The sequence below is a fragment of the Micromonospora sp. NPDC049204 genome, assembly GCF_040647935.1.
GTDB lineage: Bacteria > Actinomycetota > Actinomycetes > Mycobacteriales > Micromonosporaceae > Micromonospora.
The window spans coordinates 263,121-288,812 of the sequence record NZ_JBEZDC010000009.1; the positions used below are offsets into that span (position 1 = coordinate 263,121).

Sequence of the window (25,692 nt, forward strand, 5' to 3'; positions counted from 1 at the left end):
GAAGCCCCCCGGTCAAGGCTCGCGTAACGGGAAAACTTACGGCAGACTAGTTTCTGCACCGAATATTTTCCAGTAGCCTTCGGGCCTTGCTGATCAGCCGTAACACCGAGGAGGGGCCGTGACCCAGACCCAACCGGTTGAGACCATCCCTCAACCCCGTCACGCCCCGGTCGCCGTACCGACCGCCGGGCAGCCCTACGAATACCACCGCCGCCCCCTGGTCGAACCGGACTGGACCCGCTTCCCCGGCTGGCGCCACATCACCCGCGACCAGTGGGAATCCGCCCAGTGGCAACGCGTCAACTGCGTCAAGAACACCAAGCAGCTCCGCGCCGTCCTCGGCGACCTCGTCGACGACACCTTCTACGCCGACCTCGAGGCCGACCAGCAGGCCATGGCCACCATGTCCATGCTGGTGCCACCCCAAATGATCAACACGATGGTGCCGTTCGCGACCCCCACCACCGAGGCGCTGCTCGCCGACCCCATCCGCCGCTACATGATCCCGGTCGCCTCCGACCGACGCACCGACTGGCCCTCACACCCCTACGCCAGCCGCGACAGCCTCCACGAGCACGACATGTGGGTCGCCGAAGGCCTCACCCACCGCTACCCCACCAAGGTCCTCGCCGAACTGCTCTCCACCTGCCCCCAGTACTGCGGGCACTGCACCCGCATGGACCTCGTCGGCAACTCCACCCCCGCCGTCGACAAACTCAAGCTCACCCTCAAGCCCGTCGACCGCTACGACGCCCACATCGCCTACCTCAAGGCCCACCCCGGCGTCCGCGACGTGGTCGTCTCCGGCGGCGACGTCGCCAACGTCCCCTGGCGCAACCTCGAGTCGTACCTCATGCGCCTGCTGGAACTGGAAACGGTCCGCGACATCCGGCTCGCCACCAAAGCCCTCATGGGCCTCCCCCAGCACTGGCTGCAACCCGACGTCGTCGAAGGCCTGGAACGCGTCGCCCGCACCGCCGCCCGCCGCGGCGTCAACCTCGCCATCCACACCCACGTCAACCACGCCCAGTCGCTCACCCCACTGGTCGCCAGGGCCGCCCAGACCGCCCTCGACGTCGGCGTCCGCGACGTCCGCAACCAGGGCGTCCTCATGCGCGGCGTCAACGCCACCACCCCGGAACTGCTCGACCTCTGCTTCGCCCTCCAGGGCGAAGCCGGGATCCTGCCGTACTACTTCTACATGTGCGACATGATCCCCAACGCCGAACACTGGCGGGTTCCGGTCTGGCACGCCCAGCAACTCCAGCACGACATCATGGGCTACCTCCCCGGCTACGCCACCCCCCGCATCGTCTGCGACGTGCCCTTCGTCGGCAAACGCTGGGTGCACATGCTCACCGACTACGACCGCGAGCGCGGCATCTCCTACTGGACCAAGAACTACCGCACCTCCATCGAATCCGCCGACCTGGAGGCGCTCAACAAGCGCTACGCCTACTACGACCCGATCGACACCCTCCCGGCCGACGGCCAGCAGTGGTGGACCGCCCACCGCGACGACTGACGACCGTCAGGCACGGATACCGGCGACGACGAGGTCCGCCACCAGACCGATCACCCGGACGCTCGTCGTCGCCGGCAACCGCCGAAGCGACGCGATGGCCAGCAGCCCGGCCCGGACCTCGTCCGCGCCGACGCCGTCGCGCAGCACACCCGCGGCCCGCGCCCGCACCACCAGCACGTTCAACGCCTGCGCGTGTTCCCGCCGCTCCTTCTGAAACGCCGCACCCAACTCACCCGGCCCCAACAGCACCTCGTTGAGCTCCCGGTCATGGATCTGCCGCTCAGCGAACTCGCGCACCACGCCGGACAACGCCCGCCACGGGTCCGGGTCGTCGAGCGCCCGGCGCATCCGCACACCGCAGTCGTCCACCCGCTCGGCCAGGACCGCCGCCACCAACTCCGTACGCGTCGGGAAGTGCCGGTACAGGGTCGCCACACCAACCCCCGCCCGTCGCGCCACCTCCCGCATGGGCACCTCGAGCCCCGCCGACGCGAACGCCTCCCGAGCCGCCGCCATCACCCGATCACGGTTGAACCGGGCATCAGCACGCCGTATCTGAGACATCCCCGATTCGCCCCACTCTCACTTGACCCCACAGCGGAACAGCTGCTCCGTTTCCGGCCTACGGTACGACTACCACCATGTCAACCAGGCAGAGGAGCCCCTGATGTTCGCCGTGCAGTACAACCAGTTCGGCGGTCCCGACGTACTCCACCTCGGCACCACCGACGCGCCACAACCGCGGGCCGACCAGATCCGCATCCGTGTCCACGCCGCCGGGGTCTCCCCCGTCGACGTCGGCCTCCGCTCCGGCCGCACCCCGATGAGCGCCCAGCTACCGTTGCCACACATCCCCGGCGTCGACGCGGCCGGAATCGTCGACGAGATCGGCGACGACGTCGACGGCGTGACAGTCGGCGACCACGTCTTCGGCATCGTCGAACTGGCCCGGCTCGGCGGCGCCAGTGCACAGTTCGCGGTACTCCAGCTCTGGGCGCACAAGCCCACCGCCATGCCGTGGGCCCAGGCGGGCGCCGCGGGCACCAGCATCGAGACCGCCACCCGGGCCCTCGACCTGCTGGACCTGCGGCCCGGCATGACGCTCCTCGTCGACGGCGCCGCCGGCGGTGTCGGCAGCATCGCCGTCCAACTCGCCGCCGCCCGTGGCGTCCACGTCATCGGCACCGCCCGCGCCGAGAATCACGATTTCCTCCGCCAGCTCGGGGCGACACCGGTCACCTACGGACCCGACCTCACCAACCGCCTCGACGCCCTGGGAGTGACCCGGATCGACCGCGCCCTCGACGTCGCCGGCGCCGGGTCCCTGACCGAACTGCTCCGCCTCACCGACGACCCCACAGCAGTGGTCACCCTCGCCGACTTCACCGCCCCCACGTACGGCATCCGCCTGTCCATGGGCCAACTGGCCGGTGAGCCCGACGGCCGGCACGGTCTCGGCGCCGTCGCCGAACTGTTCGCCGAGGACCGGTTCAGGGTGCCGATCGAGGCGACCTTCCCCCTGGAGAAGGCGGCCGACGCACACCAGACGGCCGAGCGCGGATCCCGCCGCGGCAAGATCGTCCTGACCGTCGACGACGTGCCGGAAAGCTGAGCCTCAGCCCTTCGCCAGCACCTCGGACAACGGCGCCGGCACCAGCCCGCGCTCCCGCAGCCCGGCCAGGATGTGCGGCAACGCCTCATCGGTCATCGCCGCGTTCGCCTCGGTCACATGCATGATCACGACCGACCCGGGGCGGACGTGGTCCAGGACCGCCCGCACCAGCGGCTTCCACGCGGTCGCGAACGGATCGCCGCTGACCACGTCCCCGTCGACGACAGTCACACCCAGCGGCGCCAGGGCATCCAGGGTCGCCGCGTCGTGGCACAACCCCGGAAAACGGAAGTACCGGGTCTGCCGACCCCCGTACGGCTTGATCACCTCGAACGTCTTCGCCACGTCGGCGGCCAACTTGTCCACCGGCAGCGAGGGCAGGTCGTAGCAGTCAGCGGTGAACGCCGCGTGCCCGTAGGTGTGGTTGGCCAACTCGAAGCGCGGATTGCCGGCGATCCGCCGCGTCACATCCGGATACCGCTGCACCCACTTGCCGGTCAGGAAGAACGTCGCCGGCACCTCTTCCCGCTCCAGCAGGTCGAGGATGCGCAGGTTCGCGTACGACTTCACGCGGCCGGCCCGCAGGCTGGCCAGCATCCCGTCGGTCATGTCCGCGTCGAAGGTCAACGCGACCTTGGCACCGGTACGCGGGCCGTGATCCACCACCGGTGCCCGGGTCCCCACCCGCGTCGCACCCGGGACAGCCGGTGCGGCGGCGCTGGCCGACGGGGCCGCAGTGGTGGCGGACGAGCCGACGAAGGCCGGGCGCTCCGTCGGGGGCACCCGGGACGCCGAGCACGCGGCGCTGCCGAGGACAGCCGCCGCCACCAGTACGCCCCACCGGAAGCGAAGCCGAGGTCGATTCACGCCACCGATCATCGCAGAAGCGAAGAACGCTCACCGTCCCCGAAGCGCAGGGCGGCAAGGGTCTCAGGTACCGCGGGGGGCGTACATGATGACCGCCACGCCGAGCAGGCACAGCGCCGCACCGGCCAGGTCCCACCGGTCCGGACGGAATCCGTCGACCACCATCGCCCAGCCCAACGAGCCGGCCACGAACACCCCGCCGTACGCGGCCAGAATCCGGCCGAAGTTCGCGTCCGGCTGGAACGTGGCGACGAAGCCGTAACAGCCCAGCGCCACCACGCCGGCGGCGATCCACCACAGCCCACGCTGCTCCCGCCAGCCCTGCCAGACCAGCCAGGCGCCGCCGATCTCGGCCACCGCGGCCAGCGCGAACAACACCAGGGAACGCAGCACGGTCACCGGCCGACACTAACCGCAGCACGCGACAGGTCCCCGGGCGGTCATGCCGCCCGGGGACCCGTGGACCGCTCAGGTCACTTCGTGAAGGAGTCCTTCATGTTGCGACCGGCGTCCTTGACGTTCTGACCGGCCTGCTTGGCGCGCGCGTCGCTCTCCTGGCTGGCGCCCTCGCCACGCATCCGCTCGTTGTCGGTCATGTCGCCGACGCGCTCACGTGCTGCGCCGGCCATCTGCTCGACCTTGTTCTTGGCCTTCTCGGTGAAGCTCATCGCGCCTCCTCGGTCTGGCGGTTGTCCTCGTTCGCTTGCCCGGTCTCCGGGTGCCGAAACCGGTGGTGCCGGTCGGCACACCCGCTCAGGCATCCTAGGAAGATAGGTTGAGGGAGGGTCGCCTGCCGGCAACGGCCGCGATGGTTAACTGGCCGTATGGGAGAGCTCCTGCTGATCCGGCACGGCGAGACCACCTGGAGCGCCAGCCTCCGGCACACCTCGTACACCGACCTCGAGCTGACCCCCGACGGCGAGCGGCAGGCCCGCACCCTCGCCGCGTTCCTCGCCGGCCGGCGGTTCGCGACAGTGCTGGCCAGCCCCCGCGCCCGGGCGCTGCGCACCGCGCAGCTGGCCGGGCTCACCGTCGACGGGGTCGACGAGGACCTCAGCGAGTGGAACTACGGCGAGTACGAGGGCCGCACCACCGTCGACATCCACGCCGACGACCCGCACTGGAACATCTGGACGGACGGCTGCCCCGGCGGAGAGTCACCCGCGCAGGTGGGCGAACGGCTCGACCGGGTGCTGGCCCGGGTCACCCCACTGCTCGACCGTGGCACCGTCGCGCTTGTCGGCCACGCGCACAGCCTGCGCGTGCTCGGCGCTCGCTGGATCGGCCTGCCCCCGTCCGCCGGCGGACGACTGCGCCTGGAAACCGCCACGGTCAGCGCGCTCGGTCACGAGCACGGCCGGCAGGTCATCCTGCGGTGGAACCAGCCGGCTCCTCCGGCGCCCGGGACCGCGACCGACTCGATACCGCAGCGGTGACCTTCGGCGGCCGGTTCTCGTACGGGGTGGACAGCACCACGGTCGTCCGGGTCGTCACGTTGGCCGAGGTGCGGATCTCCTGCAGCAACCGCTCCAGGTCGGTGGGGCTGGCCACCCGCACCAACAACATGTAGAAGTCCTCCCCCGCCACGGAGTAGCAGGAGTCGATCTCGGGCAGGTGCGCGAGACGCTCCGGCGCGTCGTCCGGCTGCGACGGGTCGAACGGGCGGATCGCCACGAACGCCGTCAGGGGCAGGTCCAGCGCCTCGAACGACACCCGCGCGGCGTACCCCTTGATCACCTCACGCTGCTCCAGCCGGCGCACCCGCTGGTGCACGGCGGACACCGACAGCCCCACCTTCTCGGCCAGGTCGGTGTACGACAGTCGGCCGTCGGCGGTCAGCGCGGCGACGATAGCGCGGTCGATCTCCTCCACGGCGTGCAACCTACCGGGAAAACCGCCGCACGGCGACGCAGCGCCCTACGCGGCACCCGAGCGGCGGGCCGCGGCGGCTTCGCCGCGGCCCCACCAGCACAGGCCGACCTCAGCCCTGGGCGAGGGCCCGGGAGATCACCAGGCGCTGGATCTGGTTGGTGCCCTCCACGATCTGCAACACCTTGGCCTCACGCATGTACCGCTCCACCGGGTGATCGGCCACGTAGCCTGCGCCGCCGAGCACCTGCACCGCGTCGGTGGTCACCCGCATCGCCATGTCGGTGGCGAAGAGCTTCGCCTTGGCCGCCTCGATCGCGTACGGCCGGCCGGCGTCGCGCAGCCGGGCCGCGGCGAGGGTCAACGCGCGGGCGGCGGAGATCTGGGTGGCCGCGTCGGCGAGGAGGAACCCGAGGCCCTGGAAGTCGATGATGGAGCGGCCGAACTGCTGCCGCTCCCGGGCGTAGGACACCGCGTAGTCCAGCGCCGCCTGGGCCAGCCCCACCGCGCAGGCGGCGATGCCCAGGCGACCGGAGTCGAGCGCGGACATGGCGATGGTGAAGCCGGCGCCCTCGCCGCCGATCAGCCGGTCCGCCGGCACCCGCGCCTCGTCGAAGACGATCTGCGCCACCGGCGAGGCGCGCAGTCCCATCGTCCGCTCGGCGGCCTGTGGCTGAATGCCGGCCGTGCCCGCGTCGGCGAGCAGGCAGGAGATCCCCTTCGGCCCGGGTCCCCCGGTGCGGCAGAAGATGTTGTAGAAGTCGGCCGTCCCCGCGTGGGTGATCCACGCCTTGGTGCCGGACACCAGGTACGCGTCCCCGTCGCGAACCGCCCGGGTGCTCAACGCGGCCGCGTCCGAGCCGCCCTGCGGCTCGGAGAGGCAGTACGCGCCCAGCAGCTCGCCGCCGATCATGTCCGGCAGCAGTTTGCGCTGTTCGTCGGTGCCGAACGCGAACACCGGGTAACAGGACAGGGTGTGCACGCTGACCGCCTCGGCGACCGCGAGCCAGCGGCTGGCCAGGATCTCCAGCACCTGCAGGTAGACCTCGTAGGGCTGGGCCGCGCCGCCGTACTCCTCGGGGTAGGGCAGGCCGAGCAGGCCGGCGCGGCCCAGGGTCCGGAGTACGCCGCGGGGGAATTCGGCGCGCTCCTCGAAGGCGGTGGCGTTCGGCGCGAGCTCGCGGTCGGCGAGCTCGGTGGCGAGACCCAGCAGGTCGTGGGCCTCGTCGGTGGGGAGGATCCGGTCGACAGTCATAGCGCGATGAGCTCCGTGGGGGTGGTGTTGAGCCGTTGCACGCCGTCTGTGGTGCAGACGACGATGTCCTCGATGCGGGCGCCGTGCCGGCCCGCCAGGTAGACGCCCGGCTCGATGGAGAACGCCATCCCCGCCTCGATCGGGCGGTCGTTGCCCGCCACCAGGTAGGGCTCCTCGTGACCGTCCAGACCGATGCCGTGGCCGGTGCGGTGCAGGAACGCGCGGCCGTAGCCGGCGGCGGCGATCGGGTCCCGGGCCGCGGCGTCGGCGGCCGTCGCGGTGATCCCAGGCCGCACCGCGGCGACGGCGGCGCGCTGGGCGTCGTGCAGCACCGCGTAGTAGTCCAGGAAGTCCGCCGGCGCCGGCCCGCCCACCACGTAGGTGCGGGTGCAGTCCGAGCGGTATCCCGAGGCCATCGTGCCGCCGATGTCGACCACCACGGGCTCTCCGACGCCGATCGGCCGGTCCGAGGTGCCGTGGTGTGGGCTGGCGCCGTTCGGCCCGGCCGCCACGATGACGAAGTCGACCCGGACGTGTCCGGCGGCCCGGATCGCCGCGGCGATGTCCGTGGCGACCTCGGCCTCGGTGCGCCCCGGGCGCAGCCACTGCCCCATCCGCAGGTGCACCTCGTCGATCGCCGCGCCGGCCTCGGCGAGCGCGGCCACCTCCGCCGGGGACTTGCGCACGCGCAGCTCGCCCAGCACCTCGCCGGCGAGGCGTTGCGCGGCACCGGGCAGGGCGGCCCGCAGCGCGAGGACCTGCTCGGCCCACATCCGGTCGGCCAGCCCCACCGCCGCCGGCGGGCCGTCGAGGGCGGCGACGACAAGCGGGTACGGGTCGGTGCCGTCGAGGTGGTCGACGATGCGGACGCCGGTGGCCGGTGCCGCCTCGGCCGCCGGGCGTTCCAGCGTGGGCACGATGAGGGTCGGCTCGCCCTGGGCGGGCAGCACCAGGCAGGTCAGTCGCTCCCCCGCGTGGGCGTCGTAGCCGGTCAGGTACCGCAGGTCGGAACCGGGGGTGAGCAGCAGGGCGTCCAGCCCCGCAGCGGCGGTGGCGCGCTGCGCGGCGATCAGCCGGTCCGGCGGGTACAGCTCGTCGAGTCCCACCCCATCAGCTTAACGGTCGTTTGGGTAAACCCCCATACGGGCACCAGTGTCGGGGAATTCACAGATGTTGATTGACGCGGACAGTTAACACTCTTTAAGATTTGGCTGCCTCGAGGCCCACCCGTTCCTGCGTCCCGCACCGCCCGTCCGCGACAACCCGCGTGGGCGGGTGTCGTCCCCCGCCCACGGGAAGGCCCCCGATGTCCTCACCACTGCGCCGCGCCCTCGCCGCCGGCCTCCTCGCGCTGGCCACCGCCGGCGCCACCCTCACCGTCACCTCCACCGCCGCGCAGGCCGTGGTGCTGCCGAACAACTTCAAGAGCGTCGGCTACATGCCCTCCTGGGCCGGCAACATCAACACCATCCAGTACAACAAGCTCACCCACATCAACTACGCCTTCATCCTGCCCAACGCCGACGGCAGCCTGCAGGGAGTCGACGGGGGCCGGCTGTCCTCGCTGGTCTCGCAGGGACACGCCAACAACGTCAAGGTCTCGATCGCGGTCGGCGGCTGGAACGACGGCAACGACTCGGCCTTCGAAGCCCTGGCGGCCAACTCCGGCAGCCGGACCAACTTCGTGAACAACCTGGTCAACTTCGTCAACCAGTACAATCTCGACGGCGTCGACATGGACTGGGAGTACCCCGACCCGGGCACCTCGGCCAACAACTACACGGCGCTCATGACGCAGCTCGGCAGCGCCATGCACAGCCGCGGCAAGCTGCTCACCGCCGCCGTGGTCTCCGAGGGCGGCAGCGTGCAGGGCGTGCAGACCGCCGTCTTCAACCAGGTCGACTGGCTCAACATCATGGCGTACGACGGCGGCAGCCCACACGCCAACTACGACTGGTCGATCAACAGCATCAACCTGTGGAAGGCGCGCGGCCTGCCGGCCAGCAAGGCGGTGCTCGGCATCCCCTTCTACAGCCGCCCGGTGTACTACAACTACTCGTACATCGTCGGCCTGGACCCGGCGAACGCCAACCGGGACTGCGCCACCATCGGCGGGTCGCAGCAGTGCTGGAACGGCATCCCGACGGTCAAGCGCAAGACGCAGTGGGCGCTGGCCAACGCCGGCGGCGTGATGAACTGGGAGTTGAGCCAGGACACCAGCGGCTCGACCTCACTGCTCAGCGCCATGTACGACACCATCATGGGCGGCACCACCCCGCCGCCGACCGGGCGTACCGGCCGGATCACCGGCCTCGGCGGCAAGTGCGTCGACGTGGCCGCGGCCAGCACCGCCAACGGCGCCGCCATCCAGCTCTACGGCTGCAACGGCACCACCGCGCAGACGTGGACGGTGGCCGGCGACAGCACGCTGCGGGCCCTCGGTAAGTGCGCCGACATCGCCAGTGGTTCCACCGCCAACGGCGCGAAGGTCCAGCTCTGGGAGTGCAACGGCAGCGGCGCCCAGGTGTGGCAGGCGCAGTCCAACGGCACCCTGCGCAACCCGCAGTCGAACAAGTGCCTGGACGTCACGGACAACAGTTCCGCCGACGGAACCCGGCTGCAGATCTGGGACTGCTTCGCCGGCGCCAACCAGCGCTGGACGCTCCCGGCCTGACCGGCATGGTCCCCGGTCCCCGGTCGACGCCCAGGCGTCAGCCGGGGACCGCCGCGTGTTCCCGGGCCAGGGTGAGCATCTCCTGCACCGAGCCGGCCGGGTCGGTGACCGGGAACTGCACGGCGCGCACCACCGCCGTCGGGTCGACGAGCAGCGTCAGCCGCTTGAACCGGGTCACCCCGCCGGCCCGGAAGACCGGCAGCAGCAGGCCCGCGGCCAGGCGGCCATCCTCGTCGGACAACAGCGGAAACGGCAGTTCGGCGTACGCGGCGAAGTCGGCGAGCTGGTCCGGGCGCTGGGTGCTGATCCCATGCACCCGTACCCCGGCGGCCTGGAAGTCCGAGTGACGCGTGGCGTACGTGCGCGACTCCAGGGTGCAGCCCCGGGCACCGGGGATCTCCCCCCAGCCCGGCGGGTAGCCGGGCGTTCCCGGCGCGTACGCCCCGGGGAAGAGGTAGAGGACCGCCCAGGTGTCCATCGTGGCCAACGCGACCGGCCGACCGCCGGGACCGGGCAGGGCTACCTCGGGCAGTCGTCGCCCGACCAGGTGATGCGCCCGCTGCGCCTCGGCGGAGTCGGCGTCGGCCGTCGCGGTCAGCTCGCCGTCACCCATGAGATGCCTCGTTCCCCAGTCCTGTAGGGCGATCAGCACCGGCAGCAGCCCCTCGCCCCGAGCGGTGAGCAGGTAGTCGTAGCGCGGTGGGTGCCGCGAGTAGGACCGACGCTCCAGCACCCCGTGCTGCACCAGGGCGGCGAGGCGTTCGGTCAACGCCCGCCGGCTGACGCCCAGCTCGCGTTGCAGCGCGTCGAAGCGGGTCGTTCCCCCGGCGACGTCGCGCACGATGAGGAACGTCCACCAATCCCCCAGCACGCCGAGCGCCTGCGCGATGCCGCAGTCCGCATCGGCGAGATCCTCTCGCCGCACCCGTTACCTCCGTCGGTCCCCACCGACTATAGTGCGTTCCAGATTGGAACGCACTGGTTCGACGAACGGGGGCCGACGACATGCGCGTCGACGATCGGGCCGGAGCCTTCTGGCGCTGGTGGACCGCCGGCACGACCAGCATGGTCGGATCGGCGGTCGGCTCGGTGGCCCTGCCGCTGACCGCGCTCACCGTGCTCGACGCCTCCGCGTTCCAGCTGGGCGTGATCACCGCGGCCAGCTACGTCGCCTGGCTCGTGATCGGGCTACCCGCCGGCGTCATCGTGCAACGCCTGCCGCTGCGCGGCGCCCAGGTGGGCGCCGACCTGGCCCGCGCGGTCGCCGTCGCGTCCATACCTCTTGCCTGGTGGTGGGGGCAACTCACCGTCGCCCACCTGGTGGTCACCGCGCTCGTGGTCAGCTTCGCCAACGTGCTCTTCGACGTGGCCAACTCGACCTTCCTGCCCAGCATCGTGGAACGGGAGCAGTTGCAGTCGCGCAACAGCCTCACGTCGGGCACCCACGCCGTGACCCTGCTCAGCGGCCCGTCCCTCGGCGGGCTCGCGGTGCAGACGCTCGGCGCGGTGCCCACCCTGCTCGTCGACTCGGCCAGCTACCTCGTCTCGGCGGCACTGCTGCGCACGCTGCCCGCCGGTCGGGTCGACGCGCCGGACCGCTGGCCGCCGGTCGGCGAGCTGATCCGCGCCGGCTGGCGTTTCGTCGCGCACCACCCGGTGATCGGACCGAGCATGTGGGCCGCGACGGCGATGAACCTCGTCTGCGGCGCACAGTTGGCACTCTTCCCGCTCTACCTCTTCCGCGAGCTGAACGCACCAGCCGGCCTGGTCGGGGTGCTGCTCGCCGTCGAGGGAGTCGGGGCACTGGTCGGGGCCGCGCTCACCACGCTCATCACCGCGCGGATCGGCACCGCCCGAGCATTGCTCGCCGCCGCGTTCACCACGGTCGCCGGTTCGTTCCTGCTCCCCTGGGGCACCGGCTGGCCGGCGTACGCCGCCTTCGCCACCGGCAGCGTCGTCTTCTCCCTCGGGACGGTGGTGCTGAGCGTGACCACCCGGACGTACCGGCAGATCGCCAGCCCGCCCGAGCTGCTCTCCCGGGTGATGGCCACCGTACGGTTCGTCTCCTGGGGCGCGATCCCGGTCGGCGGGCTGGTCGCCGGCGCGCTGGCCGGCCCGCTCGGCGCCCGCGCCACCCTGTTCGTCTTCGCGGCGACACTGGTGTGCGCGCCGCTGGTGCTGTTGCTCTCCCCCGTCCGCCACCTGCGCGACCTCACCGACCACGACGAACCGCGCCCCGTCGCGTCGCCGGTCACCGCCGTTCGGCGGTGAGGGCGGCACCGCAGGAGGCACTCTCGGCCAGCCGCGGCCACGAGGGCCGTGCGGATCACCCGGCGCGCGCCGCCGCCATCCGCAACGCGGTCGCGGAGTCCGGCGGGCCGAGCACGATCCACGACCCGTCCACGAAGAGCAGGGCGAGACGCCCGAGCATGCCGCCGGGCAGCGCGTCGAGGCGGACCAACGACTCCAGACCCACCTGCCAGGCCACCTCCAGTGGCGCATGGCGGTCCACCGGGCCGGGCCCCTGCCAGGCCGCCCGCACCTGGCTGGCCGCCGCCGACAGGCGATCCCGCAGACCGCCACCGGCGGCCAGCTGCGTCCCGACCGGTCGCGCGCGGCGGCGGAGCACCAACACCCGGCGGTGTGTCAACGCCAGCACGCGCACCACGCTGGGCTCGGGCAACTGCTCGTCCAGCCCGACCGCCAACGAACCCGGCGGACCGCCGAGCACCCCGTTGCGGGCCGCCTCGTACCACTCCACCCCCGGCCCGGTGGATGCGGTAACCCCGACGGCGTCCCCGGCCAGCCCCTCCGCCACCCGAAGCGGGTTGAACGCCGCACGGAACACCTCCCCCGCCGACCGGCGGCCCGGGACGCGGCCCACCCAGCACGCCTCCCGCAGGGTCTCGCCCGGGGCCAACACGGCTCGCACCTGAGTGAGCAGCTCTGCTCGGCGCGCCCCCGACTCGTCCATCGACTCTCCCCGCGTCACGGCACCCGGCCGGCTGCCGGGTCCGTCCTGACGCGGCTGCGCGACGAGCGTATCGATGACGATCCGACTTGGCTGCCCCGACGCGACGGCGTGGCCGGGCCACCCACAGGCACCGTGATTTCCCGTTCGAACGGGCGGACGGGGCCATAGCCTGGATCCGGGATGCCCGCGCGGGCGTCGCCGGCCGGGAGGATCACGTGGCACCGAACGAGGAGGACCGGGCGGCGACCCGCCGACGCCGCCAACTGTGGGCGGGAGTGCTCGCGCTCGTCGGCCTGGTCCTGCTGATCATCGGTGTCACCGTGGCCGACGGCGTCGCGGCCTGGGTCGAGGTGCTTGTCGCGATCCTGCTGCTGGTGACCAGTTACGTCGTGCAGCACCTGGCCCGGCGCGCGACCGTCTACCGGCACGACGAGCGGCGCTGACACCGCCGACGGCCGGGCGTACCCCGGATCGTCGGAGGCTTGTGCCAGGCTGTCCGGCGTGGCACACCAACCCCCGATCCTGCTGATCGACGCAGCCAGCCTCTACTTCCGGGCCTACTTCGGCATCCCGGAGTCCGCCGCCCGCACCGAGGACGGCACCCCGGTCAACGCGGTGCGTGGCTTCCTCGACATGCTCGCCACCCTCATCCGCGGACGCGGCGCCGACCGGATGGTCTGCGCCCTGGACCACGACTGGCGTCCCGCCTGGCGGGTCGAGCTGTTGCCGTCCTACAAGGCACACCGGGTCGCCCCGCAGGGCGGCGAGATCGTCCCGGACACCCTGTCCCCGCAGGTGCCGATGATCCTGGAGGTGCTCGCCGCGGTCGGCATCACCGCCGTCGGGGCGACCGGCTACGAGGCCGACGATGTGCTCGGCACGCTCTCGGTCACCCAGCCGGGCCCGGTCGAGGTGGTCTCCGGCGACCGGGACCTGTTCCAGCTCATCGACGACGCGCGGCCGGTCCGGCTGCTCTACGTGGGGCGCGGCGTCAGCAAGCTCGACGACTGCGACGACGCGGCGGTCCGGTCCCGATACGGCGTGTCCGCCGACCGGTACGCCGACTTCGCCGCACTGCGCGGCGACCCCAGCGACGGGTTGCCCGGCGTGGCGGGCGTCGGCGAGAAGACCGCGGCCCGGCTCATCGAGCGCTACGGCGACATCGCCGGCATCCTGGCCGCGCTCGACGACTCCGACTCGTCGTTCGCACCGGGCCTGCGTACCAAGCTGGCCGCGGCCCGCGACTACCTGGCCGTCGCGCCCACGGTGGTCCGGGTCGCGCTGGACGTGCCGCTGCCGGAGCTGCCCACCGCGCTGCCGACCGCTCCTGTCGATCCGGACCGGCTGCTCGAACTCGCCGGCCGCTGGAACCTGGCCGGCTCCACCCGCCGGCTGGTGGACGCCCTCGCCGCCCGCGCCGACGCCTGACCGTCGAGGCGGCCGCGCCGGACCGCCGACGCCGACCGCCGCCGGGACTGCGCCGGATCGCCGGTGCCCAGGCCGGCCGACCGCGGGTCAGGCTCGTCGCACTCTATTTGATCTTTCGGGTGGACCGGACCACGATGCCCTCGTACTCCGGGTGTTTGACCAGCCAGTCGGCGAGGAACGGACAGATGGGTACGACCGTCCGCTTCCTGGCCCGTGCGTCGTCCATCACTGCGCGGGCCAGGGTCGAGCCGACGCCCCTGCCCTCGAACGCCGGGTCGACCTCGGTGTGGGTGTAGGCGATGATGCTGCCGGTCAACTGGTAGGTGACAAACCCGGCGATCGTCCCCGCCTCGTCGCGCGCCTCGAATCGCTCCCGCTCCGGCGCGTCTGTCACGGTGGTCTGCATCCGGTCATCCAATCACCCGCCCCGCCACCGCTCACCGCGCGGCCGAGGTCAGGTGACGCCGCGCGCATTGTCCCGGCGGTAACGGGAAACGCACCGCCGCCGGTCGAGACGCGGGAGGAGGCGTGCCAGGTGACGAACCCGTCGACAGACCTCGGCTTCGCCGTCGTGGAGATGTTCACCTCGCAGGGCTGCTCGAGCTGCCCTCCCGCGGAGGAGGTGCTGACCGAGATCGAGCGGGACGCCCGGGATCGGGGACAGCCGGTCTTCGCCCTCGGATTCCACGTCGACTACTGGGACGACCTGGGCTGGCCCGACCGTTTCGCGGACGCGGCGTACACCGCACGGCAGGAGGCGTACGCCCGCGCCTTTGGCACCGGGCGTCTGTACACACCGCAGATGGTCGTCAACGGCACCGTCGAGTTCGTCGGATCGGACCGGCGGCGTGCGGCGGGTGCGATCGCGTCCGCCCTGGCGTCGAGCGCCACCACGGCGGTCACGCTCCGGGCGGAGGACCTCGGCGGACGGGTGGCGGTGGACTACCAGAGCGCGCCGCCGCCGGAGGGCGCGGTGCTGCACGTGGCGATCGTGGAACGTGGGCTGGACAGCGAGATCGCCCGGGGGGAGAACGCCGGGCGGACGCTGCGACAGGACAACGTCGTCCGCGCCTTCACGTCGGTGGACCTGCGCGCCGAGCGGGGACGGGTGGAGGTGGCGACACCACCCGATCTCGATCCTCGCGGGGCCTCGGTGGTCGGCTACGTGCAGGAGGACGGTAACCGGGCCGTCCTCGGCGCCACCGCCGTCGACCTGTCCACCGCGTAATCTCGGCACATGCGTCTACCTGGTCGGCTGGTCGGGCGTCATGTGGCCGTGTTGCCAGGCCCAGGCGGCGATCCCGACGCGGTTGCGGGCGGCGAGTTTGGCCTGGATGTTGGCGGCGTGGGTCTTGACCGTGCCGGCGCTGATGTGGAGTGTGGCGCCGATCTCGGCGTTGGTGCGTCCGTTCGCGATGAGTCGAGCGATCTCCAGCTCGCGTGCGGTGAGTGGGTGCGCCTTGTTCGCCGGTCCAGGCAATGCACTCTGGACCAGGGTGTGGAGCAGCCGCACGGTGACCTGGGGGCTGATCAGGGTGTCTCCGGCCATGGCGGCGCGGACGGCTTCGATCAGCAGGGTTGGCCCGGATCGTTTGAGGAGGAAGCCGCAGGCGCCGTTGCGCAATGCCGTGTGTACGTATTCGTCGAGGTCGAAGGTGGTGATCACGACGACTCTGGTGGTCGCAGCGAGCAACCGGGTGACTTCCAGCCCGTCGAGACCGGGCATGCGGATGTCGGCCAGCACCACGTCCGGGGTGAGGTCGCGGGCTTTGGCGAGGGCTGACCTTCCGTCTGCGGCCTCACCAACGACAGTCATGTCAGGCTGGGAGTCCAGCACAAGCCGGAAGCCACTGCGGATGTCGTCCTGGTCGTCGGCGATGAGGATGCGGGTGGGCGAAGGCTGATGGATCATTCGTCGCCCCTGGGCGGTTCGCCGGGGAAGGTGGCGGTCAGCCGCCACCCGGCGCCACCGTTGTCGTCGGTGAGCGGTCCGGCCGTCAAGGTACCTCCCGCGGCTACGGCATGATCACGAAGCCCGATCAACCCGTGCCCGCCACGCGTGCCGCGGCTACGCGACCGGCGGCTGCTCGGCGGAAGGTCATTGGTGACCGCCACGTCGACAGTACCGGCGGCGCCTGGCCGTACCACCACGGTGACCGACGTGGCGTTGGCCGCGTGTCGGCGTACGTTTGTCAATCCTTCCACCACCACCCGATATCCGGCCGCCTGGGCCCGAGCAGAGAGTGCCTCGGCTGCGGAGGGCTCGTTGTCGAGGTGGCAGGTTGTCGTTCCGGCTGATCCGAACTGCTCGACAACCGCGGGCAGTCCGTCGATGCCGGGTCCGGCGGCGACCGCACGGCCGTCCGCGTCGTGGAGCATCTGAACCGTGCGGTCCATCAGCGTCAACGCGTTCAACCCAGCCCGCTCGATGCGCTCCAACGCGCGCGGCGCCTGGACCGGATCGGTGTCGGCCACGAACCGCGCCGCCTGCGCCTGGGCGACGATCGCGCTGACCTCGTGCGCCACGAAATCGTGCAGATCTCTGGCCAGATCCAGCTGCTGACGACGGCGTGCGTGCCGCACCGCCTCCTCCAAACGGTACGCCTGCCAGCGCGGGTAGCCGCCCACCACGACGGCGCCGAGCGCCGGCAGCATCCAAAACATCGCCGCACCGACCCGTACCAGCCACGAGGACGTCTCCAGGACGGGCACCGGCCACAGCGCGCAGGCCACGACTCCCAGACAGGCGGCCGGTACCGCAGCGCGGGCCGGTGACCATCGCACCACGCCGCGCAGCAGTACCAGCAGTGCGGCGATCTCGATCAGCGTCCACAGCGATGTCTTTTCGGGTACCGGGTGCGGCTGCCGGAAGCCGGTCACCACTGACAGCACGGCGACGGCGGCGAGCGGACCAGCCAGGCGGTGCCGGAACCGCCGCGGCGCCAGCACCGCCCATACCGCCGTGGTCACCGCCCAGGCGACCGCGATCGCGGTGGTTGTATTCCACACCGCGTCGACGGTATCGGGTGCTGGCCTCGCTCTCGTAGCCCATTCGGCATATCCACCGGGTGCGGCACGGGCTCAGGATCTCCCGATCGGCACATGGTGCGCTGCCGGTCGCTTGGGAAGGCTGAATGCAGCGGTCGGAAGCGTTCCGGCCACGCGCTCCCTCAGCTCTGGGAAAGGTCGTTAACCATGCGCCTCGCAAGCGCCGCCACCATCGCCACGCTGGCCGTGACCTCTGGCCTGATCACCACAACGGCGGTGACCGCCGCCGCTGAGACCAGCCACTCATCGGGCAAGCCGAGGATCGCCAGCGTCGTCGGAGCTGCGGACGTACGCCTCACGTACCTCAACGACGACGACATCCGGTCGTTCGCCTTCGCCGCGCGCGCCGCGCCCTACACCCGCGGCCCGCTTCCCACCGGTGACGGCGGATCGCTTCCTGGCTCGCCCAACGACGCCGCCGGCACCGTCAAGATCACACATTACGCTGCCCAGTGGAACATGACCTTCACCGCCGAGGGCCAGGTCGACTCCATGGTGACCGCGCCCGGCTACGCGTCCCTGACCGCCGTCATCACCACCGTGAGCGCGGGCGGACCAGACCACTGGATTGGCAAACGCCTCGGATTCAGCGTGTACGACGCGGGCAAAGACACGCCCCGCGGTTCCCGCGACCGAGTTGGCTTCTCGTGGGAGTTCATGAACATGACAAAGAACAACGCTGGCGAATGGACCGAATCCGAGATCGGCACCAGCATGGCACCCGCCCCGTTCGCACCCGTCGTCGACGGCGGATACACCATCACCCACGCGGACCTGCCACCCGTCCCACCGAGCTGAGGGCCTCAACCGCTGGCCCACGCACCTGGTAACCGGGCCGTCCTCGGCGCCACCGCCGTCGACCTGTCCACCGCGTAATCTCGGCACATGCTGATCGCGTGTGGTGCGGGGGGCCTTGGTGGCTGACGCCGACGACGTACGCCGGGTGGCGCTGGCCCTGCCGCACACGGTGGAGATCCCCAGTGACGGCTTCGACTTCCGGGTGGCGGACAAGGGATTCATCTGGTCCTACCCGGAGCGCGTCCCCGGACAGCCCCGGGTGATCCGACTCGACATCGCCGTGCTGTTCGTCGGCGACGAGGCCGAGAAGCAGGCGCTCGTGCTCGGCGAGCCCGAGCTCTTCTTCACCACGCCCGGCTACGCCGGACTGCCCCTGGTGCTGGTGCGGCTGGCGGCGGTCGATCTGGAGCGATTGCGCGAGCTGGTGACCGACGCGTGGCGGATGCGCGCGCCCGAAGCGCTCCTGGGCGACCTCGACGACAGTGGCGCGCCGGTCGTCGCGTCGGACGCGGGCGCTGGCGGTTAGCGACATCCGCACGCAACGGGTTTGACACATTGACGGGGATCTAGGTGCTCCACTACCGTTGCCGTGAGAGCGCTCTCTCGCCTGACCTTCTCCCTAATTCAGACGCAACGCGTCGGACCCGGCACCTGCCGCACCCCGGCGCGCGATGGAGGCACCATGAAACCTCCCGTCCCCCACCGCCGCTGGGCCCTGGCCATCGCGACCGCCCTGGCCCTGGTCGTCGGCGGTCTCACGATCCCCGTCAGCCGCGCCGCCGAGGCCGCACCTGTCGGCGCCGGCAGCTACACCACCACCCCGGTCGGCGCGCTCCCCAGCGGCTGCGGCGCGATGGCCAGCAACCCCCGGCAGTTCGCCACCGCCAACGCCCCCGCCGGGCCGATCCCCACGAACGACTGGTGGTCCTCGCTGCTGTGGAAGCGCACCGACTGCTCCTTCAGCGAACCACTGCACGCTCACCCGATCTCGTACGACACCTTCACCGACGGCCTGGGCTTCTCCGCCAACTCCACGCCCACCATCAGCGGCACCGCGACCGGCGTCGGTGAATACCACTACCCCTACGTGCAGGACATCCGGGTCGGCGTGGCCGGGCTCGGCGCACCCCAGGTCAGGGTGGACGGCTGGACCGACTGGACGGTCAGCCCACACTGGAGCGACGGCACCCGCACCATGCGCGCCACCATCGGCCACGGGCTGCCCTTCGCGTACTTCCAGACCACCGGCGGAGACGCGGTGATCGGCACCGCCGGCACTCCCGACGTGTGGTCCGCCAGCGGCGCCACCATCGGGTTCCGGGTCAACGGGCACGACTACGTCGCGTACGCGCCCAGCGGCGCCAGCTGGACCGTCGCCGGTGGCCGGATCTCGTCCACCCTCGCCGGTCGGGGCTACTTCTCCGTGGCCCTGCTGCCACCGACGTCCAGCGCCACGGAGCGCGCCGACCTGGCCGCGACCTACGGCCGGTACGCCCACGCCCACGTGACCGGCACCCAGGTGTCGTACGCGTACAACCCGTCGACCAGCGGCCTGACCACCACGTACGCGTTCACCACGACCGCCCGGGAGGGCTCCGCCACGCAGACCGTGGTCAGCCTCTACCCGCACCAGTGGAAGTCGCTGAGCGGGTCCACCGCCATCACCCCGACCTACCCGTCGGCGCGCGGCCGGATGAAGGTGCTCACCGGCGTCAACCAGTTCCGCACCGCCATGACCTTCCAGGGCGTCCTGCCGGAGCTGCCGGCCGTCGGCGACGGTAGCGGAAGCGACCTGGCCACGTTGAACAGCCAGCTCGCGGCCACCCGCGCGAACCCGATGGACCAGCGCGGCACCGACACGTACTGGACCGGCAAGGGGCTGGGCCGGGCCGCCCGGATCGCCGAGATCGCCGACCAGGTCAACGACACCACGACGCGCGACAGCGCGCTGAACGCCATCCGCGGCACGCTCACCGACTGGTTCACCGCGTCCAGCGGCAAGACCAGCCGGGTCTTCTACTACGACAACAACTGGGGCACCCTGATCGGCTATCCGGCGTCGTACGGCTCCGACCAGGAACTCAACGACCACCACTTCCACTACGGCTACTTCATCGCCGCCGCCGCCACGCTCGCCAAGTTCGACCCGACGTGGGCCACCGCCAGCCGCTACGGCGGCATGGTGGACCTGCTGATCCGCGACGCCAACAACTACCAGCGCGGCGACACCCGTTTCCCCTACCTGCGGGACTTCGACATCTACGCCGGCCACGACTGGGCGTCCGGGCACGGCTCGTTCGGCTCCGGAAACAACCAGGAGTCCTCGTCCGAGGGGATGAACTTCGCCAACGCCCTGATCCAGTGGGGGCAGGTCACCGGCAACACCGCCGTCCGTGACGCCGGTGTCTTCCTCTACACCACGCAGGCCGCCGCCATCCAGGAGTACTGGTTCGACTCCAGCGACCAGAACTTCCCCGCCGCCTTCGGGCACTCCACGGTCGGCATGGTCTGGGGCGACGGCGGCGCGTACGCCACCTGGTTCAGCGGCGAACCGGAGATGATCCAGGGCATCAACCTGCTGCCGGTCACCGGTGGACACCTCTACCTGGGCAACAACCCGGCGTACGTGCGGACCAACTACGCCGAGCTGGTCCGCAACAACGGCGGGCAACCGACGGTGTGGCAGGACATCCTCTGGCAGTTCCAGGCCCTCGGTGACCCCGACGCGGCGTTGGCGAACCTCCGCGCGAACCCCGGCTACACCCCGGAGGAGGGCGAGAGCCGGGCACACACCTTCCACTGGATCCGCAACCTCGCGGCCCTCGGGTCCGTCGACCCGACGGTGACCGGCAACCACCCGCTGTCGGCGGTGTTCTCCCGCAACGGGGCACGCACCTACGTGGCCTCGAACCCGACCGCCGCGCCGATCACCGTGACGTTCTCCAACGGCACCAGACTCACCGTGGCGGCGGGCCGGACGGCCACCACCGGGGCGTACACCTGGAGTGGTGGCAACGCGTCCGGCGGCGTACCGCCGACCACCCCACCGACGACCGCCCCACCGACCACGGCCCCACCCACGACCGCGCCGCCGACGACGGCCCCACCGACCACCGCTCCGCCGACCACGACGCCGCCGGCGACGGGCGGTCCCACCCGGTACCTGCTGCCGGGGGGCGGGCTGGGCGCGGCCGGTAGCGCGGCCACGACGACGGTCGCGGCAGCCAACGGCAACCACGACGGTACGCCCACCAACGCGCAGGTCTTCAGGGCGACCGGCCTGAACCTCGCCTACTCCGGTGGGCAGACCGCGTTCGACCTGCTCGTGGATGCCGGGACGGCGGTCGGCAACGGTGTGCAGGTGCGGATCTCCTACGACCTCACCGGCAACGGCAGTTGGGACCGGGTGGAGACCCTGCGGTACTTCGCCACCGACCCGGTGCCCGGCTACGAGCGCTACACCCAGAGCGCCGGCCTAGCCTCGGCCACCGGCACGTTGGGCACGTTGAGCAACGGCACGGTCCGGGTGGAGATCTGGTCCGCGATCGGCAACAACCCCAGCACCGTGGGCATCGGCAACCAGTCGGTGGTGCGGCTGCCGTACTCCTGATCGGCTCGTGCACCGCGAACGGCCGGTGTGCGGGACCAGGAACGGTCCCGCACACCGGCCGACGGGGACGGGTCGGTCAGTCGTGCTCGGTCAGGAGGCGGCGCAGGTGGGTGTGATGCCAGCCCCACTGCCGGTGCCCTGGAAGCCGAACTCGGCGACCTGGCCGGCGCCGAGCTGGCCGTTGTAGTTGACGTTGGTGAACCGGACCGTGCCGGTGGAGCCACTGGCCGTCGCACTCCAGGTGTTGGTGACACTCGCACCGCTGGGCAGCGTGACGCTGACGTTCCAGCCGTTCGTGCCGGCCGCGCCGGCGGTGACCTTCACGCTGGCCACGAAACCACCGGTCCACGAGTTCAGTGACACCGTTGCCGTGCAACCACCCGGCGGAGGGGTCGTCGGCGGAGGGGTCGTGGGCGACGGGCTCGTCGGCGGAGGGCTCGTCGGCCCCGGGGTCGTCGGCCCCGGCGTCGTGGGCGACGGGGTGATGCCCGGGCCGGCGTTGAGGGCGTTCAGGACGCTCGTGTACGCGGCCTTCTTGTTACCACTGCACTCGAAGAGCAGGGCGTTGTCCGACCCACGCCACGAGTCACAGTCGCGCACACCCCAGGTGGTGATACCGGTGCACCGCGAGACGTTCATGCACGCGCGGGTAACCCCGGCGTAGATGTTGGCCTGGTTGCCGCCACTCATCACGTCCAGCTCGGTGATCTGCACGTCCACACCGAGATCGGCGAAACGCTGCAGATTGGCCTGGTAGTCACTGGACAACGACGTGCCCAGGTGCGACTGGAACCCCACACAGTCGATCGGCACACCACGGGACTTGAAGTCCCGCACCATGTTGTAGATACCCGTCGACTTCGCGTTGATCCCGTCGGTGTTGTAGTCGTTGTAACACAACTTCGCACCCGGATCCGCGGCCCGCGCCGCCCTAAACGCCGCCTCGATCCAGTCGTTGCCCGTGCGCTGCAGGTTCGAGTCACGCCGCGCACCACTGTTACCGTCGGCGAACGCCTCGTTCACCACGTCCCACGAATGGATCTTGCCCTTGAAGTGGGTCGCGACCTGCGTGACGTGGTTCATCATCGCGCTGCGCAACGGACTGCCGGACATGTTCTGCGCCCAACCCGGCTGCTGCTGATACCACAACAGCGCATGGCCCCGCACACTCTGACCATTGGCCTGCGCGTGCGCGACCAGCCGGTCACCACCGGTGTAGTTGAACCGACCCTGCTGCGGCTCGGTCGCGTCCCACTTCATGTCGTTCTCGGCCACGACACTGTTGAACTCGCGGTTCAGAATCGTCACATACGTGCTGTCGGACAGCTTCTGCCCCGCGACGGCCGCGCCGAAGTAACGGCCCTTCTCGGCCGCCGACGCCTTCAGGGTCGTGCCGGCACTGGCCGTGGAGGTCAGCGTCATCGTCATTCCGGCGGCGAGTGCGCCGGTGGCAGCGACGGTCACCGCCAATCGCAGGACTCTCTTGTGATTCATGCGAATTCCTTGTCTGTGGTGGTTCGGTGATGGAGACGGGTCGGCTCGCGGTGGCGACACCAGGACGAACGGGAGCCCGGTCGCCAGCACGGCACCGGTGGTGGGAGACCCCGACACGACGTCCGGCATGCCCTGGGCGGACGTTGTGCTCCGAGGTGCGACCAGCAGGCTCGCCCGGTGAACCACAGGTGCGGCCGCCCTCAAACATCGACTGTGAGCGATAACATGCCGTTCGTCAAGTCGTAACGATCCGCCGTCGCGGGCGGGCCGCTCCGGTCATCCCGGCCGGGGTTGTGCTGCCGGAGCCGTCCGCAGCCGGCTCCGGCAGCACGCGTCACTGGAACGAGGCGTCGTCGACGAGGAGGCTGTCGGTGCCCGCCGCCGTCTCGACGTAGAAGGTCGCGTTGGACAGCGTGCCGCTCCACGACACGGTCGTCGTGCCGGTGAGCAGGGTCCAACCGTTGACGTTCACCCCCACGGCCGGGGTGAGCTGGACGTAGTTCGTCGTACCGTTCGCGGTCAGCGACAGGGTCGCCTTGGCCGACGGCGTGCCGCTCTGCGCCCGTACCCAGACGTTCGTGGTGTAGCTCTTGCCGTTGGTGAGCTTCGAGGTCACGTCCTGGCCGGGGCCGTTCCACGCCCCGGTCCGGCCGGTGATCGACAGCGACCCGCTGCCGCCGTGGGCGACCGACGTGTTCCGGGAGAGCGTCCCGCTGCCGTGCACACCCCAGCCGGTCGTGCCGTTCTCCACGTCACCGTTGGTGAGCACGGTGCCGCTGCCGCCGGTGCCGCCGAACTGCCACCAGTTGATGTTGAACAGGTTGCCGCTACCGCCGGCGAAGCGGAGGTACAGGTCATGGGTGCCGGTGGCGCCGGTGACCGCGCAGGTCGTGCTGGTCCAGGTCTGCCAGCCGCCCGTGCCGCCCACGGTGCAGGTGCCCACGACCGGGCCGCTGGCACTGTCGAGGCGGACCTCGATACGCCCACCGCTGGTGGCCGAGGCGACCCGTGCGGTGAACGACGTCGCGCCCGCGCCGAAGGCGACGCCCTTGACCTTGACGTGGTCGCCGTTCTCGATCCACCCGACGTTCATACCGCCCTCGCTGGCGACCTCCGTCTCGATCCCCGAGCCCCACGCGATCGTCTCGGCCTCCTGGCGCACGTACGGGTTCAGCGTCCCCACCTGCGGCGCACCGGTCGTGCTCATCGTGATCGTCGGGAACATCCCGGTGGAGGTGTAGGAGAACCTCTCCACCGCCACCGACCGGGTGTAACCACTTCCACCGGGCAACGCCCCGTTGTGATAGAAGAAGTACGAGCCACCGTTGAAGTCGACGACCCCGGCGTGATTGGTGAAGCTGGCGCCCTGCCGCGGCATGATCGTCCCCCGGTAGGTCCACGGCCCGGTCGGACCGGGGGCCGTCGAGTATGCGATGAACTCCGAACAACACTCCGCCGCGAACACGTTGTAGTACAACCCGCCGCGCTTGAACACCCACGGCCCCTCCTCGTACAGCGTCGGCCGCGAGGCGTTCCCCGTCCGAGTGCCGAAACCCGCGGTCGTCAACGGAATCCGCGTCACGCTGCCCGAGTAGGAGATCATGTCCGCGTTCAGCCGGACGTACCACAGACCCGGATTACCCCAGTACAGGTACGCCTGCCCATCGTCATCGACGAACACGTTCGGGTCGATCTCGTTGTTGCCCACCAGGGGCCGACCGAGCGCGTCCCGGAAGGGCCCCGTCGGGCTGTCCGCCACGCCGACGCCGATCACCATCTGTCCGTTCGACCGCTGCCGGACCGGCACGTACCAGTAGAACTTCCCGTTGCGCGCGACCACGTGACCGGCCCACGCGTTGGCATCCGCCCAGGCGAACGTCGCCAGACTCATCGGCGATCCATGATCGGTCCAGTTCACCATGTCCGCCGACGAGAACACCCGCCAGTCACGCATCGTGAAATACGTCGACCCGTCCTCGTCATGACCCGTGTACAGATACACCCGGCCGTCGTGGACCATCGGGGCCGGATCAGCGGTGTACACGTGCTGAACGATCGGATTGTCCGCCTTGACGGCGCTGGCCGGGACCAGTGCGAGGACGCAGACGAGGCTCGCCAGCCAGGCGACGGCCCGCCTGAGGGTGGGGGTGGTGGTGGCTCGGGTTCTCACCTTCACGATTACTCCCAGAGAGAGTGCGCTGTGCGCGAGGTCCGCGTCGAGTCGACGAGTCACCGCCATCCGGGTTGCCGGTCGAACGAGCTGCACCGTGCGCGTGGGACGGAGCACGGGCGGCACCCGTGTTAGCGCTAACAGATCTTGGTCGATGCCTTCCTCGGCGGTTGACCTGGACTTTTGGGCGATGCGGAGCGCCCGTCGTAACGACATCGCCGCAAGGATGTAGCGACGACGACATCCAAGATTTACGATGCAACGTACTGAGCCGTGCAGCCGACGTCAACGGGGCGGTCACCGCCCGCCGGCATCGGCTGCCCGTTACGCGCTGTTATCTTCTGGTGGTCAGAAGCCCCATCCGCGTC

General features: G+C 70.7%; 25 protein-coding genes. 11 read left to right on the forward strand and 14 right to left on the reverse strand.

Going from position 1 to position 25,692, the window contains the following annotated elements:
- Positions 1-118 precede the first annotated feature (118 nt).
- Positions 119-1,525 carry a lysine 2,3-aminomutase gene (locus AB0A90_RS19650; protein ID WP_357249520.1) on the forward strand — a complete coding sequence of 469 codons (1,407 nt, stop codon included), beginning with the start codon at positions 119-121 and terminating at the stop codon, positions 1,523-1,525.
- Between the two features lie 6 nt (positions 1,526-1,531).
- Here AB0A90_RS19650 and AB0A90_RS19655 read toward each other — a convergent pair whose 3' ends face one another.
- A complete protein-coding gene (locus AB0A90_RS19655) occupies positions 1,532-2,041 on the reverse strand; it encodes a helix-turn-helix domain-containing protein (RefSeq protein WP_357249693.1) in 510 nt (169 codons plus the stop codon).
- Positions 2,042-2,192: 151 nt separating this feature from the next.
- On the opposite strand from AB0A90_RS19655, the gene AB0A90_RS19660 reads away from it, so the two are divergent.
- Positions 2,193-3,137: an NADP-dependent oxidoreductase gene (locus AB0A90_RS19660; RefSeq protein ID WP_357249523.1), complete on the forward strand. Its 945-nt coding sequence runs from the start codon at positions 2,193-2,195 to the stop codon at positions 3,135-3,137.
- Positions 3,138-3,140: 3 nt separating this feature from the next.
- Here AB0A90_RS19660 and AB0A90_RS19665 read toward each other — a convergent pair whose 3' ends face one another.
- The 3 genes from AB0A90_RS19665 to AB0A90_RS19675 all read right to left on the reverse strand — a co-directional run bounded on the left by AB0A90_RS19665 (position 3,141) and on the right by AB0A90_RS19675 (position 4,672).
- Positions 3,141-4,004 carry a polysaccharide deacetylase family protein gene (locus tag AB0A90_RS19665; protein WP_357249526.1) on the reverse strand — a complete coding sequence of 288 codons (864 nt, stop codon included), beginning with the start codon at positions 4,002-4,004 and terminating at the stop codon, positions 3,141-3,143.
- A 63-nt stretch (positions 4,005-4,067) separates the two neighbouring features.
- On the reverse strand, positions 4,068-4,403 hold the full coding sequence (locus AB0A90_RS19670) for a YnfA family protein (RefSeq protein ID WP_357249529.1): 336 nt from the start codon (positions 4,401-4,403) through the stop codon (positions 4,068-4,070).
- A gap of 74 nt (positions 4,404-4,477) precedes the next feature.
- Positions 4,478-4,672: a CsbD family protein gene (locus AB0A90_RS19675; protein ID WP_124856785.1), complete on the reverse strand. Its 195-nt coding sequence runs from the start codon at positions 4,670-4,672 to the stop codon at positions 4,478-4,480.
- A gap of 156 nt (positions 4,673-4,828) precedes the next feature.
- Here AB0A90_RS19675 and AB0A90_RS19680 point away from each other — a divergent pair, with 156 nt between their 5' ends.
- Complete coding sequence (locus tag AB0A90_RS19680) at positions 4,829-5,440, forward strand: histidine phosphatase family protein (protein ID WP_357249533.1); 612 nt, start codon at positions 4,829-4,831, stop codon at positions 5,438-5,440.
- Here AB0A90_RS19680 and AB0A90_RS19685 read toward each other — a convergent pair.
- The 3 genes from AB0A90_RS19685 to AB0A90_RS19695 form a co-directional block, all read right to left on the reverse strand.
- Entirely contained in the window at positions 5,370-5,876 is a 507-nt protein-coding gene (locus AB0A90_RS19685) for an Lrp/AsnC family transcriptional regulator (RefSeq protein WP_357249536.1), read from the reverse strand. The two genes, AB0A90_RS19680 and AB0A90_RS19685, sit on opposite strands and share 71 nt — an antisense overlap.
- Before the next feature lie 109 nt (positions 5,877-5,985).
- Positions 5,986-7,128 carry an acyl-CoA dehydrogenase family protein gene (locus AB0A90_RS19690; protein WP_357249539.1) on the reverse strand — a complete coding sequence of 381 codons (1,143 nt, stop codon included), beginning with the start codon at positions 7,126-7,128 and terminating at the stop codon, positions 5,986-5,988.
- Positions 7,125-8,234 carry a Xaa-Pro peptidase family protein gene (locus AB0A90_RS19695; protein WP_357249542.1) on the reverse strand — a complete coding sequence of 370 codons (1,110 nt, stop codon included), beginning with the start codon at positions 8,232-8,234 and terminating at the stop codon, positions 7,125-7,127. The genes AB0A90_RS19690 and AB0A90_RS19695 overlap by 4 nt, the downstream gene beginning before the upstream one ends.
- A gap of 200 nt (positions 8,235-8,434) precedes the next feature.
- Between AB0A90_RS19695 and AB0A90_RS19700 the strand changes: the two genes are divergently transcribed.
- Entirely contained in the window at positions 8,435-9,802 is a 1,368-nt protein-coding gene (locus AB0A90_RS19700) for a glycosyl hydrolase family 18 protein (RefSeq protein ID WP_357249545.1), read from the forward strand.
- Positions 9,803-9,839: 37 nt separating this feature from the next.
- On the opposite strand, the gene AB0A90_RS19705 is transcribed toward AB0A90_RS19700, so the two are convergent.
- Entirely contained in the window at positions 9,840-10,727 is an 888-nt protein-coding gene (locus AB0A90_RS19705) for a winged helix-turn-helix transcriptional regulator (RefSeq protein ID WP_357249547.1), read from the reverse strand.
- 80 nt (positions 10,728-10,807) lie between these two features.
- Between AB0A90_RS19705 and AB0A90_RS19710 the strand changes: the two genes are divergently transcribed.
- Positions 10,808-12,073, forward strand: a complete 1,266-nt coding sequence (locus tag AB0A90_RS19710) for an MFS transporter (protein WP_357249550.1) — start codon at positions 10,808-10,810, stop codon at positions 12,071-12,073.
- A 55-nt stretch (positions 12,074-12,128) separates the two neighbouring features.
- Here AB0A90_RS19710 and AB0A90_RS19715 read toward each other — a convergent pair whose 3' ends face one another.
- Positions 12,129-12,776: a hypothetical protein gene (locus tag AB0A90_RS19715; RefSeq protein ID WP_357249553.1), complete on the reverse strand. Its 648-nt coding sequence runs from the start codon at positions 12,774-12,776 to the stop codon at positions 12,129-12,131.
- Between the two features lie 215 nt (positions 12,777-12,991).
- On the opposite strand from AB0A90_RS19715, the gene AB0A90_RS19720 reads away from it, so the two are divergent.
- Together AB0A90_RS19720 and AB0A90_RS19725 are read left to right on the forward strand one after the other, a co-directional pair.
- Positions 12,992-13,219 carry a hypothetical protein gene (locus AB0A90_RS19720; RefSeq protein ID WP_357249556.1) on the forward strand — a complete coding sequence of 76 codons (228 nt, stop codon included), beginning with the start codon at positions 12,992-12,994 and terminating at the stop codon, positions 13,217-13,219.
- A gap of 58 nt (positions 13,220-13,277) precedes the next feature.
- A complete protein-coding gene (locus AB0A90_RS19725; protein ID WP_357249559.1) occupies positions 13,278-14,204 on the forward strand; it encodes a 5'-3' exonuclease in 927 nt (308 codons plus the stop codon).
- Between the two features lie 103 nt (positions 14,205-14,307).
- Here the strand turns inward: AB0A90_RS19725 and AB0A90_RS19730 are convergent, their stop codons facing one another.
- Positions 14,308-14,610: a GNAT family N-acetyltransferase gene (locus tag AB0A90_RS19730; RefSeq protein ID WP_357249562.1), complete on the reverse strand. Its 303-nt coding sequence runs from the start codon at positions 14,608-14,610 to the stop codon at positions 14,308-14,310.
- 129 nt (positions 14,611-14,739) lie between these two features.
- On the opposite strand from AB0A90_RS19730, the gene AB0A90_RS19735 reads away from it, so the two are divergent.
- Positions 14,740-15,432, forward strand: coding sequence for a DUF1223 domain-containing protein (locus tag AB0A90_RS19735; RefSeq protein WP_357249564.1), 693 nt, complete (start codon positions 14,740-14,742; stop codon positions 15,430-15,432).
- Between the two features lie 15 nt (positions 15,433-15,447).
- On the opposite strand, the gene AB0A90_RS19740 is transcribed toward AB0A90_RS19735, so the two are convergent.
- Entirely contained in the window at positions 15,448-16,116 is a 669-nt protein-coding gene (locus tag AB0A90_RS19740) for a response regulator transcription factor (protein WP_357249696.1), read from the reverse strand.
- On the reverse strand, positions 16,113-17,213 hold the full coding sequence (locus AB0A90_RS19745; RefSeq protein WP_357249567.1) for a histidine kinase: 1,101 nt from the start codon (positions 17,211-17,213) through the stop codon (positions 16,113-16,115). The genes AB0A90_RS19740 and AB0A90_RS19745 overlap by 4 nt, the downstream gene beginning before the upstream one ends.
- 93 nt (positions 17,214-17,306) lie before the next feature.
- Between AB0A90_RS19745 and AB0A90_RS19750 the strand changes: the two genes are divergently transcribed.
- The 3 genes from AB0A90_RS19750 to AB0A90_RS19760 all read left to right on the forward strand — a co-directional run bounded on the left by AB0A90_RS19750 (position 17,307) and on the right by AB0A90_RS19760 (position 21,660).
- Complete coding sequence (locus AB0A90_RS19750) at positions 17,307-18,050, forward strand: hypothetical protein (RefSeq protein ID WP_357249570.1); 744 nt, start codon at positions 17,307-17,309, stop codon at positions 18,048-18,050.
- A 118-nt stretch (positions 18,051-18,168) separates the two neighbouring features.
- Positions 18,169-18,576, forward strand: coding sequence for a hypothetical protein (locus AB0A90_RS19755; protein ID WP_357249573.1), 408 nt, complete (start codon positions 18,169-18,171; stop codon positions 18,574-18,576).
- Between the two features lie 156 nt (positions 18,577-18,732).
- Entirely contained in the window at positions 18,733-21,660 is a 2,928-nt protein-coding gene (locus tag AB0A90_RS19760) for a glycosyl hydrolase (protein ID WP_357249576.1), read from the forward strand.
- 90 nt (positions 21,661-21,750) lie between these two features.
- Here the strand turns inward: AB0A90_RS19760 and AB0A90_RS19765 are convergent, their stop codons facing one another.
- Both AB0A90_RS19765 and AB0A90_RS19770 read right to left on the reverse strand, forming a co-directional pair.
- Positions 21,751-23,088 carry an endo-1,4-beta-xylanase gene (locus AB0A90_RS19765; RefSeq protein WP_357249699.1) on the reverse strand — a complete coding sequence of 446 codons (1,338 nt, stop codon included), beginning with the start codon at positions 23,086-23,088 and terminating at the stop codon, positions 21,751-21,753.
- A 400-nt stretch (positions 23,089-23,488) separates the two neighbouring features.
- On the reverse strand, positions 23,489-25,273 hold the full coding sequence (locus AB0A90_RS19770; RefSeq protein WP_357249702.1) for a family 43 glycosylhydrolase: 1,785 nt from the start codon (positions 25,271-25,273) through the stop codon (positions 23,489-23,491).
- Positions 25,274-25,692 lie beyond the last annotated feature (419 nt).